This is a genomic window from Streptomyces sp. SID12501 (assembly GCF_010550245.1).
Lineage (GTDB): Bacteria > Actinomycetota > Actinomycetes > Streptomycetales > Streptomycetaceae > Streptomyces.
On record NZ_JAAGLU010000014.1, the window covers coordinates 59,148 to 77,885 of the forward strand.

Sequence of the window (18,738 nt, forward strand, 5' to 3'; positions counted from 1 at the left end):
CATCGGCTGCTGCGCCGACTAGTCGGCGATGAAGTCCTCAAGGTCGCGCAGGATCGCGGCCTTCGGCTTGGCGCCGACGATGGTCTTGGCGACCTCGCCACCCTGGTAGACGTTCAGGGTCGGGATGGACATCACGCCGTACTTGGCGGCGATACCCGGGTTCTCGTCGATGTTGAGCTTGACGATCTCGATCTTGTCGCCGTACTCGGCGGCGATCGCTTCGAGCGAGGGCGCGATCTGGCGGCACGGTCCGCACCAGGCGGCCCAGAAGTCCACCAGGACGGGCTTGTCGTTCTTGAGGACGTCCTCGTCGAAGGAGTCGTCGGTCACGTTCTTCAGGGTGCCGGCCACAGGGGGCTCCTTAACTCGATGCTGCGGTGGGGCGGACGGGGTCAGACAGAGGTCTTCTCGGGCTCGGCCTGCTCTTCGCTGTCCGCCAGGGCGGCGAGGAAGCGCTCGGCGTCCAGAGCGGAGGAGCAGCCGGTGCCGGACGCGGTGATCGCCTGGCGGTACGTGTGGTCGACCACGTCACCGGCGCCGAAGACCCCGCTGAGGCTGGTCCGCGTGGACGGCGCGTCGACCTTCAGGTAGCCCTCTTCATCGAGGTCCAGCTGTCCCTGGAAGAGCTCGGTACGCGGGTCGTGGCCGATCGCGATGAACAGCCCCGTCACGGCCAGGTCGGACAGCTCGCCGGTCTTGAGGTTGCGCAGCTTCAGTCCGGCGAGCTTCGGGTCGCCCTGGATCTCCGCGATCTCGCTGTCCCAGACGAAGCGGATCTTCGGGTCGGCGAAGGCGCGCTCCTGCATCGCCTTGGAGGCACGCAGGGTGTCCCGACGGTGGACGATCGTCACCGACTTCGCGAAGCGGGAGAGGAAGGTTGCCTCTTCCATCGCGGTGTCGCCGCCGCCGATCACGGCGATGTCCTGGTCCTTGAAGAAGAAGCCGTCGCACGTCGCGCACCAGGAGACGCCACGGCCGGACAGGGCGTCCTCGTTCGGCAGTCCGAGCTTGCGGTGCTGCGAGCCGGTGGCGACGATGACGGCCTTCGCCTTGTGCACGATGCCCGCGGTGTCCGTGACGGTCTTGATGTCACCCGTCAGGTCTACGGCGATGATGTCGTCCGCGACGAGCTCGGCGCCGAAGCGCTCGGACTGGGCGCGCATGTTGTCCATGAGGTCAGGACCCATGATGCCGTCCTGGAAACCGGGGAAGTTCTCCACCTCGGTGGTGTTCATGAGCGCACCACCGGCGGTCACGGCGCCCTCGAAGACCAGCGGCTTCAGCGACGCGCGTGCGGTATAGAGCGCCGCTGTGTAGCCGGCAGGCCCTGAGCCGATGATGATCACGTTACGGACGTCGCTCACGGCGTGTTTCCTCGTTTCTGGACGGCTTCGTACGACCGGTGGGAGCCTCTCTCAGAACTCTCACCCCACCCAACGGATCCTACGGGGCCCGCATTCCCGCTGTGTCCGGGCACACAGGGGCGCCACCGGGTAGGGGAGACCGCGGAGGGAGGAGTCGAAGGGCCCGCGCTCAGGAACGCGCGTAGGACTGCGTCAGCAGAATCTCTGCCGGAGCGGCCGACGATTCCTGCACACAGGCCGAGTCGACGACGTAGGCAGTGACGCGGGTGTCGTCGCCCGCTGCGGGGAGCACTACGAGATAGGCGGCGGTGCCGTCGTAGGTGCCCTGCTTGACGCCGAGGATAGGTGTGTCGCTGCGGCCGATGCCTTTGGCGACGCAGGAGGGGACCACCGGAACAATCTTGATGCTGGGGTGGTCCGTGGAGTGCATGCCTTCGATGTCGGCGCTCTTCTTGCCGCCCTGACGCTTGAGGAGTTCAGCGACCTGGGTCTCGACCTTCTGCCCGGAGAACGTGCTCGCAGCTTCGGACTGCTTGGTGTCATCGCCCAGTGAGGACACCAGCAGAGAGCCGAGTCCCAGGACGGCAGCAGTGAAGACTGTGCCCAGGACAATGGTGCGGCGCTTTCCGCGTCGTGTGCGGTCCTTCCGGCCCGGACCGGTGGCCGCGTGAGCATGGCCTGTGGGTCGGTCCGTGAGCCGTTCGGCGGGAGTCGATGTTTCACGTGAAACATGCGCGCCCTCGATCTCGCCCGACACGACACCGGCGGCGCCGACCGACACCGGGGTGTTCAGCGGTGCCTCGGCAGCGAGGGCGGCTTCGATACGACCGACGACGTCGTCCGGCATGCGCACAGGACTCGGCATCGAGCCGAGGAGGCCACGGATCTCCTCCAGGGAGGCGTACACGTCGGCGCAGAGGACGCACTCGTCCAGATGCCGTCGAACGTCCGCGGTCCGGGAGGGTGTGAGCAGGTTTTCCGTGAGGTCGGAGATCTCCGTGACGTCCGGGTGTCCAGCTGTGTCGGTCGTGGATGTCACGCTCGCCCACCTCCGCCCTTCACAGCAGCTGAATCACTTGGTCCTGCATCCGTTGGTCCCGCTGCGGGTGGGACGGATGTCCCCTGCGCCCGGTTCCGTCCGTCACCCGATTCCTTGCCGTCACCGGCTTTTTCCGGCCGGAGATGGGTGAGGAGCGGCAGCAGTCTGGCTCTGCCTCTGGCGCAACGGCTCTTCACCGTCCCGGTGGGCACGTCGAGGACGCGGGCTGCCTCCGCGACCGGGTAGCCCTGCATGTCCACCAGCACGAGGGCGGCTCGCTGGTCGGGCGGGAGGGTGCCGAGCGCTTCGATGAGCTGGCGGTGCAGATCGTTGCGCTCGGCCGGGGCCGACGCCGACTCGTGCGGTTCGAGCAGTTGCTCCAGCCGTTCGGTGTCGTCGACCGGTGAGGTCTTGCGGGACGCGGCTTTGCGGGCGCGGTCCAGGCAGGCGTTCACCGTGATGCGGTGCAGCCAGGTCGTGACGGCCGACTGGCCCCGGAAGGTGTGGGCGGCCCGGTAGGCGGAGACGAGGGCGTCCTGGACGGCGTCAGAGGCTTCCTCGCGGTCCCCCAGAGTGCGCAGGGCCACCGCCCAGAGCCGGTCACGATGCCGACGCACGATCTCACCGAAGGCGTCGGGGTCACCGTCGACATGGCGGGCGAGGAGGTCCTGATCGCTCACTCCGTCGAACGCGGCGCCTTCCGCCATGGGCCCCCTTCCCTTCGGTGGATCGTCAGCCGGTGAACTTCAAGTCTGTTATGGCCTGCTTGTAACCCGAACCGCTGAACGAGTCGCCAGGCGCATACGGCAGGGCGGTGAACCAGACCAGCACGTATTGGCTCTTCACCGGTTTGGCGATCGCGACCTTGGCAGTGGTGCCCTTGGTTGTCACCGTACCGAGCTTCGTCATCGAGGTCAGAGGGACCGACGAACTCGATGAGTCCGTCGCGTACAGCGTGACGGTTGTGTGGTCCCCTCCGAAAAGGAGCCCTATTGAAGCGGCCGAAACTTCCTGGGCCGAGCCGAAGTCGTAGACGATACCTACGCCCGGCTTGTAAGCCGGATTCATGTCGGGGCCGTCGTTGTAGCTCGCGGTACGCCAGTACGTCGAGCTGTCGTCGTCGTACGTCTTGTCGACGTCTCCCGGGTGCTGGGCGCTGCCCTTGGCGACGTACTCCTCGGCACCCTGGATTTTCAGCGTGGAGACCGGCTTGGCCTTGTCGGTGTTCTTGTCGTTGTCGTCCGGAGTCTTTGTCTGGTTGGTGTCGTTGGAGCTGCCGCGGTCGATGAGCGCGTCCGCAAGCTGCCAGCTCCCCAGGCCCAGCGCGGCGATCAGCAGCGCCGACACCGCCCACTTCAGGGCCTTGCCCGTGCGGGTCTGCAGCGGGGGCGGCGGGGTGGGCAGCGGCTGTGCGAGGCCCGGGCGGGGCGCCTGGCGGCCGTACGAGCCCTGCTGGTACGTCGTGCGCTGGTAGTCGGGCGGGGCCGTGAACACCGGCTCAGGCGGGCGGATGCGGGGCATCTCGCCGATCGCCTTGACCAGTTCCTCGGGCGTCGTGCACGCGGACTCGTGGCGTGAGGCGGTGGCGCCGTCGTTGGCGAGCGCGCGCATCGCGAGCTCCGACAGGCCGCGGTGCACTCCGGCCCGCACCTGGTCGGGCGCGATCAGACCGACGCCCTTGGGCAGCCCGGACAGACCGTACGCGTCGTTCTCGTACGGCCAGCGCTGGGTGAGCGAGGCGTACAGCAGGGCGCCGATCGCCTCCGTGTCGGCGCGCTGCGGGGTGTCGGAAGTGATGCCGCGCAGGGCGGCGTTGACCGCGAGGCCGCGCACACGCCACTGGCCGGACGAACTCCGCAGGATGGTGCCCGGGGTCAGGCGCAGATGCGCGAGGCCCTCCCGGTGGGCGGCTGCCATGGCGGAGGCGATCTGGCTGACCATCTGGTAGGCGTCGTGCGCCTCCAGCGGGCCGGCGGCCAGGAGCGCGGTGAGCTCCGTCGCGTCGGGCAGCCACTCGTGGACGACGTACACGAGGTCGTTCTCCTCGACGGCGTCGAGGACCTGCACGAAGCGGGGGTCGCCGAGCAGCGCCGAGGAGCGGGCCGCGGCCAGCACGGAACGCGCCCGTGAGTGGTCCGCGGGCAGGATGTGCACGCCGACGGCGCGACGCAGTTTCTCGTCGACCGCGCGCCAGCTGCTGAATCCGTCCAGACGGGTGACGCACTCCTCCAGGCGGTAGCGCCTGGCGAGTTTGTGGCCGCTGTGCAGTTCGGGCGGTGAGGCCTTTCCGGGACTCTCGGTCCCGCCGCTTCCCTGTGCCTCGTCGTTGTCCGTGTCCCGCTCCCGGTTCTGGGCCACGCCGTCGGCCGTGGACTCGTCCGCCTGCGCGGTCAGCGGCTCGTCGCCGCTGTTGTCTGCCACGTCGACGGCAGCCGTGCTCCGTTCCGCCACCGTCGCTCCTGCCTCCCCATCCGTTGCGAGCTCTCCGACGTCAAACCCAATTGTGCCCACAGTCCGCCACTCTGCACGACACGCGGTGGCGGACGATGGTTGTGCGGTTTCCCTCGACTCATCGCCCCAGTCGCCCGCGCACCATACCCACCAGTGAGTTCAGTTCTTCAATGCGCATACGACGGGCGGCGATGTAGAAGACGACAAGCAGGACGGCACCGCCGCCGAGCAGGGAGACGAAGGAGCCGCCGGCGCCCTGTCCCAGAGTGTGGCCGATGCCGTAGCAGGCCGCGCCACTGAGGAGCGCGGCCGGTACCGAGGCGATGCCCAGCCGGGCGTACGTCCGCAGGACACGGGTGCCGTCGAGGTCGCCGCCGAGGCGCTTGCGCAGCCGGTTCCAGGCGACACCGACACCGATCGCGTACGCGAGGCCGTACGAGGCGGCCATGCCTACCACGGCCCAGCGGGCCGGGAGCACGAAAAAGCAGAGGGCGGAGGCCGTCGCGTTGACGGCGGCGACGATCACCGTGTTGTAGAAGGGCGTGCGGGTGTCCTCGTACGCGTAGAAGGCGCGCAGGACGACGTACTGCACGGAGTAGGGGATCAGGCCCAGGGCGAAGGCCATCAGCATGAAGCCCATGTTGGTGGCCTCGGTGGTGCCCGAGGAGCCGAAGATCAGGGTGCACATCGGGATGCCGAGGGCCACGAAACCGAAGGCGATGGGCACGATCGCGACGGCGGTGGTGCGCAGGCCCTGGGAGATGTCGTCGCGGACCGCGCCGGCGTCGCCCTCGTGGGCCGAGCGGGCCAGCCGCGGCAGCAGCGCGGCCATCAGGGAGACCGTGATGATGGCCTGCGGCAGGCCCCAGACGAGCTGGGCGTTGGCGTAGGCAGCGAAGCCGGTGCCCTGGATCTTCGGGTTCTCGCCGGCGGCGGCGGTGGCCAGCTGGGTGACGACGAGGGCGCCGGCCTGGTTGGCGAGGACGAACAGGATCGTCCACTTGGCGAGCATCGCCGCCTTGCCCAGGCCGTGGCCCTTCCAGTCGAAGCGCAGCCGCATCCTGAAGCCGGTCTCGCGCAGATACGGGATCATTGCCAGGGCCTGGACGACGAGGCCCAGGAGCACGCCGATGCCGAGGAGCCGCTGGCCCTCAGGCGGGATGGTCGTGACCTGCATGCCGGAGTCCGCCGCGCTGCCGTAGACCCAGATGAACATGCCGAGCGCCACGATGATGACGACGTTGTTCAGGACCGGCGTCCACATCATCGCGCCGAACTTCCCGCGCGCGTTGAGGATCTGCCCCATCACCACGTGGATGCCCATGAAGAAGATGGTGGGCAGGAAGTAGCGGGTGAAGGTGACGGCGACCTCGTTGGCCGCGGGATCGTTGGCGATCTTCACCGACAGGGCGCGGACCAGCAGGGGGGCCGCGAAGACCGCGAGTGCGGTGAGCGCGCCGAGGGCCACCATGACGAGGGTGAGCAGGCGGTTGGCGTACGCCTCGCCGCCGTCGTCGTCCTCTTTCATGGCGCGCACGAGCTGCGGAACGAAGACGGAGTTGAGGCCTCCGCCCACGGTAAGGATGTAGATCATGGTGGGCAGCTGGTAGGCGACCTGGAAGGAGTCGCCCAGCATGCCGAGACCGAGGGCCGACACGATCAGTGCCGAGCGTACGAAGCCGGTGAGGCGGGAGACCATCGTGCCCGCCGCCATGACGGCGCTCGACTTCAGCAGGCCGGTGGCCCGACCGCCCTTCTTGGGGGCCGCCGGTGCGGGGGCGGGGGCTGCTTGGGGGGTCAGCTGCATCGTGGCGTCGGCCGCCGGGGCCTGGGCCCGCGGGACGGGAGCCGGCGAGGGGAACGGGCCGGGTACCACCGGGGGCTCCACGGGCCCCTGCCCGCCGCCCTGCTGCTGGTCCCGGAAGAGATGCGCGAATGCGTCCGGCTCGTGCCGTTGCTCCCCGGCCTGGGAGACAAGGGCGTCGACGCCCACGTACTGGGTGGTGCGGGGATCGTCGCCGTACGGCAGGTACTGCGTGGCTCCGTCCGGCTCGGGGGCCGGGGTCTGGGCCCACACGTGCGGGTCGGGGGCGTACGCCGACTGGACGGGCTGTCCGTAGAGCGGGGGCTGCGGCTGATACGTGCCGGGCGGCGGCGGGGGGTGCGCGGCGCGGTCGTAGAGCGCCTCGGCCACCGGGTCCTGGGCGGTGAGGTCCTGGGCCCGGTACGGGTCCTGGGTGTAGGCGTCCTGGAGGTACATGTCCGCGGGGGACTGCGCCGGCACCTGGCCATCCTCGGGCGGCGGACCCTCGGGAGAGCCCGAGTCGCCCGCGCCCTGACCGCGGTCACCGTCGTACGGCGCGTTCATGGTTTACCCCACCTCATCGTTCACCGGGCCCACCGGCCACGACGACATCGCTCAACGGTCCACTCTCTCACCCGTCCCGGACGGGCCGGCGCTTTCCGGTGCGGTGTTCGGCGTCGGGTCACTCGGCTGCTCCGGGGCGTCTGCCCGCACCGATGCGTCCGACTCCCCCTGAGGACGGCTCTCGGAGCCGTCCTGGTTCTCGTCGGCGCCGGCGTCCTCATCCGCGGTCTCGTCCTCGTGCCCGTTACCGGGCTCCGCTGCGAGCCGGGCCGCGGCGCGCTTGCGCTGTGTGTACATGCGCAGGCCCGCGAGTACGAGGAGCAGGAAGCCACCGCCGATGACCAGCATGGCCATGGCTGTGAACTCGGTGACCCGCACGTTGAACGAGACGGCGGGCCCGTACTTCTGGCCGTCCTTCGTGTACAGCTGGGCGATCACGGTGATCGGGCCGTTGGCATTGGACGAGGTGGTGAACTTCACCGACTGGCTGTGCCCGCCGGAGACCGCGATGTCCTGTTCCTGGTAGGCGCCGTCACCGATCTTGAGCCGGGTCGGGTTCGTCGAGGTGAACCGCAGCACGAGGTTGTCGACGGGCTGGACGAGGTTGTTCTGGACGGTGACCGGGATGGTGGCGCTGCCGCCGGAGAGCTTCGTCTCTGACTTCTTGATCAGCCTGACCTGGTCGGTCAGTTCGTCGAGGTGCAGCTCCACGCCCCTGCGAAAACTGTCCGCCTCGCGGGACCGGCCGCGCCAGGACGTGGCCATCTCACGATTGATGGCCCGCCCGAACGGGGTCTCCACACGGGTCTCGTCGGTAAGGATGATCTTGAAGTTGTCGAGCTTGTCCTGCGTGCTCGCGATCTGCGCGAAGGCAGCCTGCGGCAGCTGGTGCCTGCGCAGTGTGGTGGGGTACGAGGACGCCGCGGGCACCTTGGTGGTGGCGCCCGGGTCCGGCTTGGTGTCGGCGGTCGCGGTGAGTTCCTGCGGCTGGGACCAGTTCGAGTCCTGGAGGGCGGTGATCGCCTTCTCCATCGTCTGGGCCTGGCTCGCGGACGGCATGCGCTGCGGGGCGACGACGACGGTGCGCTGCTTGTCGGTCTGGAGGGTGGTCGTCAGGCTCGTGGCGAGGAACTTCTGCACCGCGAGGGTGGAGCTGCCGGCACTTGTCATGTCGCCCTGGAAGGCCGTGGACAGCCGCGTGTCCGCGACGACCATCGTGGTGCCCCCGCCGATGGGCCGGGCCGCGGAGGGCGTGTACGGCAGGTCGCCGGTCTCCTTCAGGCTGTCGCTGCGCGCGATCACCTTGTCGGCGCCGGCCGAGGTGGCGATCTTGACGATCGACGGGTCGACGGCACCGTTCACCGGCCACGCGAAGTCGGTGCTCGGTGTGATGTGGAGGATCGTCTCCACGGTGTTGGTGGCAACGTCCGTGGCGCTCTTGAGGTGGCTCAGAGTGCCGGTGACGTTCTTGCCGTTGTGCGCGATGGAAGCGAGGTCGGGGTCCCCGAAGGGGAGGGCGACGACCTCCTTGCCCTCGACCGCGTCCTGGAGTTCGGCGAGCCACTGCTTGGCGACCGCCTGACCGGTGCCGGGCGTACTGGAGCCGTCGGCGCCCTGGACGCCGTAACTGCCGATCATCGCGTCGACGGAGGCCAGCAGATCGGGGTCGATCACCCAGGTGACGTCGAGCTCCTTGCCCAGCGAGAGCATCTGCTCCAGGCGTCCACCCGGGGAGATCTCCGCGGCGAGGTCGTCGTTGAGGAAGACGGGTGTCTGCTGCTCGCCCGGGCCGGTCTCCGCCGTCATGTGGACCGTGGAGATCAGCGGCCACAGATACGTCGTCCGTGTCCTCGTGTCCGCCTCCTCGGGCTGCCACGGCAGGAACGTCCGCTTGATTCCGAGCACCCGCTCGTACGGTTCGGCGGAGGTCTCGCCCGACAGTGAGACGCCGAGCTCGTAGACGCCGTCCTGGCCGAGGTCCAGCTTGTCGACCGGAACGGAGATGGTGAACGGCTGGGCGACGCCGGGAGTGAGTTTCGAGAACTTCTCGACGTACTTGCCGCCGACCTCCGTCCCGTCGGCGCCCATTTCGTAGTCGGTGCGCGCGGCGACGTCGTCGATCCCGGAGCGGGTGGTCAGCAGTTGCCCCACGCGCAGGTCCACATGGGCGTCCGTGACCGTCCGCTTGCCCTTGTTGGTGACCGTGCCGGACACGGTCAGCGTGTCCCCGTCCGTGGGGGCGCTGGGGGTGAGCGAATCCAGGGAGACGACCACTGGGTCCGACCCGGCGGCGTACGCGGGCTGTCCGGTGGGTAGTTGGAGCAGACCGGCAAGTAGGGGCGCCCCTGTGAGCAGCACTCCGGCTCGCCGGAACCACCGGCGCGCGGGAGAGGGAGTCAGCCCCGGGAAGTCTGCCGCCTCGGCCACGCGTTCGCCCGTCCCTCGTCGTCAGTGGTCGTCGGAATGTGCGTCCACGCATGGTAACGATGCGCGCTGAGGGGAAGTGCCGCGGACTGCTCCACAAGATCGCGGAATACCGGTCGGCTGTCCTCTATGTCTGTGTATTGACGGAGGAGTCCCCGGCAAAGTGCGTGGACGTTTTATGGAGGCGCGGGCCGACGCCCGGGCCACGTAACCTTTTCTGTTGTGCCGAACGCCAACGAAGACAATGCCAGTGCCCTGAGCCAGGTGCAGCACCACGCGGTGAGTGAGCTGCTGCGGGTGGCCCCGGTCGCCGACGACCTCGCCCGCCGTTTCCAGGAGGCCGGGTTCGCGCTCGCCCTGGTCGGCGGCTCCGTCCGGGACGCTCTGCTGGACCGGCTCGGCAACGACCTGGACTTCACGACCGACGCCCGCCCCGAGGACGTACTCAAGATCGTCCGACCCTGGGCGGACGCCGTGTGGGAGGTCGGGATCGCCTTCGGGACGGTCGGGGCTCAGAAAGACGGCTTCCAGATCGAGGTGACGACCTACCGGTCGGAGGCGTACGACAGGACCTCGCGCAAGCCCGAGGTGTCGTACGGCGACTCCATCGAGGAGGACCTCGTCCGGCGTGACTTCACGGTGAACGCGATGGCCGTGGCACTGCCGGAGAAGGTGTTCATCGATCCGCACGGGGGCCGTGAGGACCTGGCGAGGCGGGTGCTGCGCACGCCGGGTACGCCCGAGGAGTCCTTCTCGGACGACCCGCTGCGGATGATGCGGGCGGCGCGGTTCGCCGCCCAGCTCGACTTCGAGGTGGCGCCCGAGGTCGTCACGGCCATGACCGACATGGCTGGCCGCATCGAGATCGTCTCGGCGGAGCGCGTACGGGACGAGCTGAACAAGCTGATCCTGTCCCCGCACCCGCGCGAGGGCCTGACGCTGCTGGTGGACACCGGCCTCGCCGACCACGTACTGCCCGAGCTGCCGGCCCTGCGCCTGGAGCGCGACGAGCACCACCGGCACAAGGACGTCTACGATCACTCGCTGATCGTCCTGGAGCAGGCGATCGAGCTGGAGCAGGACGGCCCCGACCTCGTGCTCCGGCTTGCCGCGCTGCTGCACGACATCGGCAAGCCGCGCACTCGGCGCTTCGAGGAGGACGGGCGGGTCTCGTTCCACCACCACGAGGTGGTCGGAGCGAAGATGACCAAGAAGCGGATGACGGCGCTCAAGTACTCCAACGAGCTGGTGAAGGACGTCTCGCGTCTGGTCGAGCTGCACCTGCGCTTCCACGGGTACGGCACCGGAGAGTGGACGGACTCGGCGGTCCGCCGCTATGTCCGGGACGGGGGCCCTCTCCTCGACCGCCTCCACAAGCTGACCCGCTCGGACTGCACCACGCGGAACAAGCGTAGGGCCACGGCACTCTCGCGGGCGTACGACGGTCTGGAGCAGCGCATCGCCGAACTCCAGGAGCAGGAGGAACTGGACTCGATCCGTCCCGACCTCGACGGCAACCAGATCATGGAGATCCTGGGCGTCAGGCCGGGTCCGGCGATCGGGCAGGCGTACAAGTTCCTGCTGGAACTGCGGCTGGAGAACGGGCCGATGGAGCGAGAGGCAGCGGTGGCGGCGCTCAAAGAGTGGTGGGCGGAGCAGGGCTGAACCTCATGGGAGGGGTGCAATGTTTCACGTGAAACATTGCACCCCTCCCATGAACCTGATTGGTGTTGGGGGGAGAGAGGCCCTCCCTGTCCAACGGCGACGGACCAGCGATTCGTCGTGTTGTTCGGCTTCGGCTATACGTTCTTAAGAGAGTAGTTGATGAGCGAGCCATAGACGTTGGCCCTCATCCACTGCTCCTTATCGATCTGGAAGGTGCTCCCCTTGAAGACAATGGTGCCTTCCCAGATTACCGAGGCATCGGCATTGTGGCCTTCAGTGCAGTGGCCATTCTTGCACCATTTCCACTTGCTCAGCGACTTCTGAGGGACTCCCTTGGAGATATTAATTACACCGCTGAGGTTTTTTTTGCCGGCGTTAGCGGAATTCACCTTGGTGATGTCTCGCCCATTGCTGTGAAAGTCTACCCACAGGCTGAGCTTTATGACAGTTATGCCAAAGAACTTTAGGTATGCATTGTACTTCACCGTGTGATTTCCACTGGGCAGTGGCTTCTTCGCGGCGGCGGAAAGGCCGCTGATGGTGCGTTCTTTCCCAATGGTGACATCGCCGTTGCGCAGTGATGTCGTGCTGCTGGCGTTCCGGGAGGAGGCGGTAAGTTGGCTGCCCTGGTCCGCGGTCTTGTCGAGGAGCGACTTGAGCAGGGCCGGGTCGTGCAGATAGCCGATGAACTTGTTCTGTTCAGCCTGCGTCAGATGCTGGAACTTCTTGAGTGCGTCAGCGGCCCCCTCTTGGGGGGAGTGGCGCAGGTAGTTGGCGTAGGCGGCTGGGTTAGCGGAGTGATCGCTCCGCTCGGCTATGGTCGTCGTGGCGTCTGTGGCGAAAACCTGCGATGCGGTGCCAGCGAGGATCGCGATAGCGCTGAATGCTGCTGTTGTTCCGCGTGCGATAGAAATCTTCATTTACGTTCCCCGATTTCGTGAGCCAATGTCACCCGGTCTTTGTGCTCGGGTTGGTCGTCGCCGGGCACGAGACGAGATCTTTGCAGTCAACTTCCTGATGACGCAATGGATTTGAGGTTCTCCAGAGCAAAAGGGTTCTTTGGCGCAGGCGTGGTAGCGCTCTGGAGAATCGATCCGATACTCAACGTGTGCCATATCGGAATATATGGGCTGCAATTACTGCATAGATGGCGGTGACCACGACCACCAAAGCCACCGATCGCCCATCAGAAGGCAGCATCAGGGCCGCCACCCCGGCCGCGCCGACGAAGGCGACGTTGAACAGGACGTCGTAGACGGAGAAGATCCGGCCGCGGAAACCGTCGTCGACCGAGGACTGGACGATCGTGTCCGTGGCGATCTTCGAGCCCTGGGTGACGAGGCCCAGGACGAACGCCGCGATCAGCATGGGCACCTCGGTGAATGACAGGCCGAGCCCCGGCACCAGGACCGCCGCCGCTCCGGCGCACACCACGATCCAGCCGCCGGGACCGAGTCGCCCGACCCCTGTCGGTGTCATCACCGCCGCGACGAAGAAACCCGCCCCGGAGATGCCCACCGCGAGGCCCAGCAGGGCCAGCCCGTCGTCGGAGCCGTCCGACCAGGCGTACCGGCAGAGCATCAGCACCATGACCGTCAGGGCGCCGTAGCAGAACCGCATCAGCGTCATGGCGGCCAGCGACCAGGCCGCCTCCCGGCGCCCGGGTGCGGCAAGGTGTCGTACGCCTGCCGCCAGGCCGCGCGCGGTGCCGGCGAGCGCCGCCCCCAGCCGGGGCTGCAGCAACTCGGGTTCGGGGCCGAGTAGTTCCCGGTCGAGGCGTAGGGAGGCGAGTGACGCGCAGAGGTAGAGGGCCGCGCCCAGGAGGACGACTGCGGCGTCGGAGTCGGAGGCCGCGATCCGTACGCCGAAGGCGAGTCCGCCGCCCGCCGTGGCAGCGAGCGTGCCGGCTGTCGGGGAGAGCGAGTTGGCGATCACCAGGCGCTCGTCGTCGACCACGCGCGGCAGGGACGCCGAGAGCCCGGCCAGGACGAAGCGGTTGACGGCGGTGACGCAGAGGGCGGAGACGTAGAAGAGCCAGTCGGGGACATGGCTCAGCATCAGGACGGCCGTCACGCATGCCAGCAAGGCGCGCAGCAGGTTGCCGTACAGGAAGACCTGTCGGCGTCTCCAGCGGTCCAGCAGGACGCCCGCGAAGGGGCCGACCAGGGAGTAAGGCAGGAGCAGAACCGCCATCGCGGAGGCGATCGCGGCCGGCGAGGTCTGCTTCTCCGGCGAGAAGACGACGTACGCGGCGAGTGCGACCTGGAAGACGCCGTCTGCGCCCTGGGAGAGCAGCCGTACGGCGAGCAGCCGCCGGAAGTCGCTCAGACGCAGGAGTACCCGCAGGTCACGCACGACAGCCATAGGGCACAGCCTCACATACGAGGAGGGTCCCCGGGCGGATGACCCGGGGACCCTCGACGGGCAGGAGCGACAAGCCTGTTGGGGCTCGACCGCGCTGGACTCCTCTCAGCGCTCGACTTCGCCCTTGATGAACTTCTCGACGTTCTCCCGTGCCTCGTCGTCGAAGTACTGGACCGGCGGGGACTTCATGAAGTAGCTGGACGCGGAGAGGATCGGGCCGCCGATGCCGCGGTCCTTGGCGATCTTCGCGGCGCGCACGGCGTCGATGATGACGCCGGCGGAGTTCGGGGAGTCCCAGACCTCCAGCTTGTACTCCAGGTTCAGCGGGACGTCGCCGAAGGCACGGCCCTCAAGACGGACGTACGCCCACTTGCGGTCGTCGAGCCAGGCCACGTAGTCGGACGGACCGATGTGGACGTTGTCGGCGCCCAGATCGCGGTCGCGGATCTGGGAGGTGACGGCCTGCGTCTTGGAGATCTTCTTGGACTCCAGGCGCTCGCGCTCGAGCATGTTCTTGAAGTCCATGTTGCCGCCGACGTTCAACTGCATCGTGCGGTCCAGGACCACGCCCCGGTCCTCGAACAGCTTCGCCATCACACGGTGCGTGATCGTGGCGCCGACCTGCGACTTGATGTCGTCGCCGATGATCGGGACGCCCGCCTCGGTGAACTTGTCCGCCCACTCCTTGGTGCCGGCGATGAAGACCGGGAGGGCGTTGACGAAGGCGACCTTGGCGTCGATGGCGCACTGGGCGTAGAACTTCGCCGCGGCCTCGGAACCCACGGGGAGGTAGCAGACGAGGACGTCGACCTGCTTGTCCTTCAGGATCTGGACGATGTCGACCGGGTCCTGGTCGGACTCCTCGATGGTCTCGCGGTAGTACTTGCCGAGCCCGTCGAGGGTGTGGCCGCGCTGGACGGTCACACCCGTGGAGGGGACGTCGCAGATTTTGATGGTGTTGTTCTCGGAGGCGCCGATGGCATCCGCGAGGTCGAGACCGACCTTCTTCGCGTCGACGTCGAACGCGGCGACGAACTCCACGTCACGGACGTGGTACTCCCCGAACTGCACGTGCATGAGGCCCGGGACCCTGGCCGCCGGATCGGCGTCCTTGTAGTACTCGACTCCCTGTACCAGTGACGCGGCGCAGTTGCCCACGCCGACGACGGCTACGCGAATGGAACCCATTCGGTTGCTCCCTGTGTGTACGAGTGAGGACCTGAGCGGCCCTCACGTGGCGGTGTCGTCGGACGGACCGGTCCGGGAGTCGTCCTCCCGGGACCGGGGCAGGCCGCCCGGCGCTCCAGATGTGGTGTCCTGCGAGTCGGGGTCCCCGGAAACGGCACCTTTGAGGTCCCGACCGGCCCGCTCGCTCTCGATGAGCTCGTTCAGCCAGCGCACTTCGCGCTCCACGGACTCCATTCCGTGGCGCTGGAGCTCAAGGGTGTAGTCATCGAGGCGCTCTCGGGTACGCGCCAGAGAGGCGCCCATTTTCTCCAGACGCTCCTCCAGCCGGCCGCGGCGGCCCTCGAGCACGCGCATGCGTACATCTCGGGACGTCTGGCCGAAGAAGGCGAAACGAGCGGCGAAGTGCTCGTCCTCGTACGCGTCCGGGCCCGTCTGTGAGAGCAGTTCCTCGAAGTGCTCCTTACCTTCCGCCGTCAACCGATAGACGATCTTGGCGCGGCGCCCTGTCAGCGAAGCAGCGACCACGTCCTCGGGCGCACTGCCAGGCTCCTCGATCAACCAGCCGTTCACGACCAGAGTCTTGAGGCAGGGGTACAGCGTGCCGTAGCTGAAGGCGCGGAACACACCCAGTGACGTATTGAGACGTTTACGCAGCTCATAGCCGTGCATCGGGGACTCGCGGAGCAGACCGAGGATGGCGAACTCAAGGATTCCGGCACGCCGGCTCATCCTCGCCTCCCCTCTCCCACGGTCCCACCGTGATGGTCTCCGGCACTGTTTATGCCGAGCTGATGTATCGACTCGATACATCTAGACGATAGAACGGCCCTGCGGATGCGACAAGAGCGGAGGCCGTGAACGGGATCACATCACCGATTCGTAGGAAGCAAGTTGCCTGGTTTGCGGTGAACTTCGGGGCTGGACCGGTTTTGACGGTGCGTAGTCTGTGCGCCATGCAGTCCACCGGGAACCGAGTGACGTTTGGGGACGTCGTGGTGCTCGGTGCGGTACGGATGAATGCGAACCCGGCCGCATCCGTACTTTGGGGGGACCGGAAACCAGTCGCCGTTTCCAGGCGCGTACGGATGCGCCTGCCCAAGGAGTAATCGTTCGATGAGCGAGCACCGTCGCAAACCGCCGCAGTCGCAGGGAGGCGGACGTGCCGCGGCCCGACGCGGCCAGTCCGGCCCGTCCGCCGGCCGCCGCGCGGCACCGCGAGGCGCAACCGAGTCTCCTTCCGACTCCTATGGATCGGATTCCTATGGGTTGGGTCCATACGGAGCGGAAGGTGACGAGCGCCAGTCCGGAGGCCGTGCCGAATCCCGGCGCGCCTCGCAGAGAAGTACTGGCGCGCGTCGCAGAGAGCCCGAGGGCGGCGGACGCCGAGGTGGTCCCAACGGCCCGAACGGACCCGGGCGCGGCAGAGGCCGCGCGGCGGGCCCTCCGCCCAAGAAGCGCTTCATCGACTATCCGCGCGCGGGCAAGTACGGAGTCGCGCGCTGGATGCCGTCGTGGCGGCAGGTGACGGGACTGTTCATCGGCTTCGTCGGCAGTCTCGTGGCGGTGGCCGGCGTCGGCTACGCCCTGGTGGGCGTGCCGGATGTCGCGAAGGCCGCCAACGCTCAGAACAACGTCTACTACTGGGCCGACGGCAGCCAGATGGTGGCGACCGGTGGCGAGACGAACCGCCAGATCATCGGCTACGAGCAGATTCCACCGGCGATGCGCTACGCCGTGATGTCGGCCGAGAACAAGACGTTCGAGACCGACAGCGGTGTCGACCCGATGGGCATCGCCCGTGCCCTGTTCAACATGGCCAAGGGTGGTCAGACACAGGGTGGTTCGACGATCACCCAGCAGTACGTGAAGAACGCCCGGCTGGACGACCAGTCGCAGACGCTCACGCGGAAGTTCAAGGAGCTGTTCATCTCCATCAAGGTCGGCACCAACGTCGACAAGAGGGAGATCATGGCCGGCTACCTGAACACCGCCTATTACGGCCGTGACTCCTACGGTCTGCAGGCAGCCGCCCGCGCGTACTACAACAAGAACGCCAAGGATCTGGATGCCAGCGAGTGCGCCTTCCTGGCCGCGGTGCTGAAGGGCGCCACGTACTACGACCCGGCCGGCAACGTGGCCGTCGACAACGTGAACGCCACCCCGCAGGCCAACACCAAGCGGGCCGTGTACCGGTGGAAGTGGATCCTCGACGAGGAGGTCAAGGACGGGCGTATGACCGCGGTCGAGCGCGCCAAGTACACGACCTTCCCGAAGACGCAGAACCCTCGTTCCAACACCGCGCTGAGCGGCCAGGTCGGTTACCTCGTCGACCTCGCCAAGGGCTACCTCATCAACAACACCGACAAGACCGGGATCACCGCCAACCAACTGCAGCAGGGCGGCTACTCGATCTACACGACCTTCGACAAGAAGAAGGTCCAGGCGCTGGAGAAGGCGGTCACGAAGGTCCGCAAGGCGAACATCGACACCGACAAGCGGCCGGAGACGGACAAGTACGTCCAGTTCGGCGGGGCATCCGTCGACCCGGCGACGGGTGCGATCAAGGCCGTCTACGGCGGTGAGGACGCGACCAAACACTTCACCAACAACGCCGACACGACAGGCGCCCAGGTGGGTTCGACGTTCAAGGCGTTCGTGCTCGCCGCAGCGATGAAGTGGGGCGTCCGGGATCCGGATCTGGGGGCGACGCAGGCGCAGGACGAGCGGACCCAGGTCTCCCCGGACAGCATCTACAGCGGCAAGAACAAGCTGAAGATCAAGAACTACGACAACACCATTTGGAAGGACAAGGACGACAAGGAGTGGCTGCAGCGCAACGACGGCGACGAGTCGTACAACACGCCCAGCTTCCGGATCGACCTGCGTGAGGCGATGCGGGTCTCCGCCAACTCCGCTTACGTCCAGCTCGGCATGGACGTAGGCCTGGACAAGGTCAGGGAGTCCGCCACCGACGCCGGCCTGCTCGACAGCAGTCTGGCCAGCGCCGACTTCCCGTCGTTCTCGATCGGTACCTCGAACCCGAGCGCTATCCGCATGGCAGGCGCCTACGCGACTTTCGCGGCCAGCGGCAAGCAGAACACCCCCTACTCGGTCGAGACGGTCAACAGCAAGGACGGCACCGTCTTCGAGCACGAGAAGATCGCCAGCCCCAAGCAGGCGTTCACCGCCCAGGTCGCCGACAACGTCACCGACGTCCTCAAGACCGTGGTCGACGACGGAACGGGTACGGCGGCCCAGCTGACCGGCCGTGAGGTGGCCGGCAAGACCGGTACCACCGACGGCAACAAGTCGGCCTGGTTCGTCGGTTACACCCCGCAGCTGTCCACCGCGATCAGCATGTTCCGGATGGACGACGACGAGACCAACAAGAACCGTGAGTTCCTGGAGATGTACGGCACGGGTGGCCAGGAGAAGATCCACGGCGCCTCGTTCCCTGCCGAGATCTGGCACGACTACATGGAACAGGCGCTCAAGGGCATGCCGTCGAAGGACTTCGAGACCCCCGAGCCCTACGGGGAGGTAGTCGACGAGGACCCGCTGCCGAGCCCGACTCCCTCTGTCACGGAGTCGGAGGAAGCGCCTCCGTCGCCGAGCCCGACGCCCACCGAGGAAGAGCCCGAGCCCTCCCTCTCCCCCTCAGCGAGCGAGACCTGTGGCACCTTCGACGTCACCTGCCAGGACAGCGGAGGGACCGATACGGGCGGCACGGACGAAGGCTCCACCGACGGCGGAGTGACATCCAGTCCCTCAGCCTCGGAGAGCGATGAGGAAAGCAGCGGAAGCACGAACGGCAACAGTAACGGAAGCGATAGCGGAGGCATCTTCGGCTGACCGAGCGGTTGGCCGAAGCAGCG

General features: G+C 67.3%; 13 protein-coding genes. 2 read left to right on the forward strand and 11 right to left on the reverse strand.

Going from position 1 to position 18,738, the window contains the following annotated elements; all coding sequences use genetic code 11:
• Positions 1-18: 18 nt before the first annotated feature.
• From trxA to G3I71_RS18420, 7 genes are all read right to left on the reverse strand, one after another.
• Positions 19-351 (reverse strand): thioredoxin, encoded by a 333-nt coding sequence (gene trxA / locus G3I71_RS18390; RefSeq protein WP_164315883.1) that lies wholly within the window; start codon positions 349-351, stop codon positions 19-21.
• Positions 352-392: 41 nt separating this feature from the next.
• Positions 393-1,364 (reverse strand): thioredoxin-disulfide reductase, encoded by a 972-nt coding sequence (trxB, locus tag G3I71_RS18395; RefSeq protein ID WP_164315884.1) that lies wholly within the window; start codon positions 1,362-1,364, stop codon positions 393-395.
• A gap of 169 nt (positions 1,365-1,533) precedes the next feature.
• Positions 1,534-2,403, reverse strand: coding sequence for a hypothetical protein (locus tag G3I71_RS18400; RefSeq protein ID WP_164315885.1), 870 nt, complete (start codon positions 2,401-2,403; stop codon positions 1,534-1,536).
• The gene (sigM, locus tag G3I71_RS18405; protein ID WP_164315886.1) at positions 2,400-3,110 is read right to left on the reverse strand and encodes an RNA polymerase sigma factor SigM; all 711 of its coding nucleotides are present in this window, start codon (positions 3,108-3,110) and stop codon (positions 2,400-2,402) included. Before sigM ends, G3I71_RS18400 begins: the two co-directional genes overlap by 4 nt.
• Positions 3,111-3,135: 25 nt before the next feature.
• Positions 3,136-4,854, reverse strand: coding sequence for a protein kinase family protein (locus G3I71_RS18410; RefSeq protein ID WP_164315887.1), 1,719 nt, complete (start codon positions 4,852-4,854; stop codon positions 3,136-3,138).
• A gap of 118 nt (positions 4,855-4,972) precedes the next feature.
• Complete coding sequence (gene murJ, locus G3I71_RS18415) at positions 4,973-7,222, reverse strand: murein biosynthesis integral membrane protein MurJ (protein ID WP_164315888.1); 2,250 nt, start codon at positions 7,220-7,222, stop codon at positions 4,973-4,975.
• Between the two features lie 51 nt (positions 7,223-7,273).
• A complete protein-coding gene (locus tag G3I71_RS18420) occupies positions 7,274-9,649 on the reverse strand; it encodes a DUF6049 family protein (RefSeq protein WP_164315889.1) in 2,376 nt (791 codons plus the stop codon).
• Positions 9,650-9,868: 219 nt separating this feature from the next.
• On the opposite strand from G3I71_RS18420, the gene G3I71_RS18425 reads away from it, so the two are divergent.
• Positions 9,869-11,311: a CCA tRNA nucleotidyltransferase gene (locus G3I71_RS18425; protein WP_164315890.1), complete on the forward strand. Its 1,443-nt coding sequence runs from the start codon at positions 9,869-9,871 to the stop codon at positions 11,309-11,311.
• 134 nt (positions 11,312-11,445) lie between these two features.
• Here G3I71_RS18425 and G3I71_RS18430 read toward each other — a convergent pair whose 3' ends face one another.
• From G3I71_RS18430 to G3I71_RS18445, 4 genes are all read right to left on the reverse strand, one after another.
• Entirely contained in the window at positions 11,446-12,231 is a 786-nt protein-coding gene (locus tag G3I71_RS18430; RefSeq protein ID WP_164315891.1) for a hypothetical protein, read from the reverse strand.
• Positions 12,232-12,412: 181 nt separating this feature from the next.
• Positions 12,413-13,675, reverse strand: a complete 1,263-nt coding sequence (locus tag G3I71_RS18435; RefSeq protein WP_164315892.1) for an MFS transporter — start codon at positions 13,673-13,675, stop codon at positions 12,413-12,415.
• Between the two features lie 105 nt (positions 13,676-13,780).
• Positions 13,781-14,863: an inositol-3-phosphate synthase gene (locus G3I71_RS18440; RefSeq protein ID WP_164315893.1), complete on the reverse strand. Its 1,083-nt coding sequence runs from the start codon at positions 14,861-14,863 to the stop codon at positions 13,781-13,783.
• 42 nt (positions 14,864-14,905) lie between these two features.
• Positions 14,906-15,592, reverse strand: a complete 687-nt coding sequence (locus G3I71_RS18445) for a PadR family transcriptional regulator (RefSeq protein ID WP_164315894.1) — start codon at positions 15,590-15,592, stop codon at positions 14,906-14,908.
• Positions 15,593-15,976: 384 nt separating this feature from the next.
• Here G3I71_RS18445 and G3I71_RS18450 point away from each other — a divergent pair, with 384 nt between their 5' ends.
• Positions 15,977-18,715 carry a transglycosylase domain-containing protein gene (locus G3I71_RS18450; protein ID WP_164315895.1) on the forward strand — a complete coding sequence of 913 codons (2,739 nt, stop codon included), beginning with the start codon at positions 15,977-15,979 and terminating at the stop codon, positions 18,713-18,715.
• Positions 18,716-18,738 lie beyond the last annotated feature (23 nt).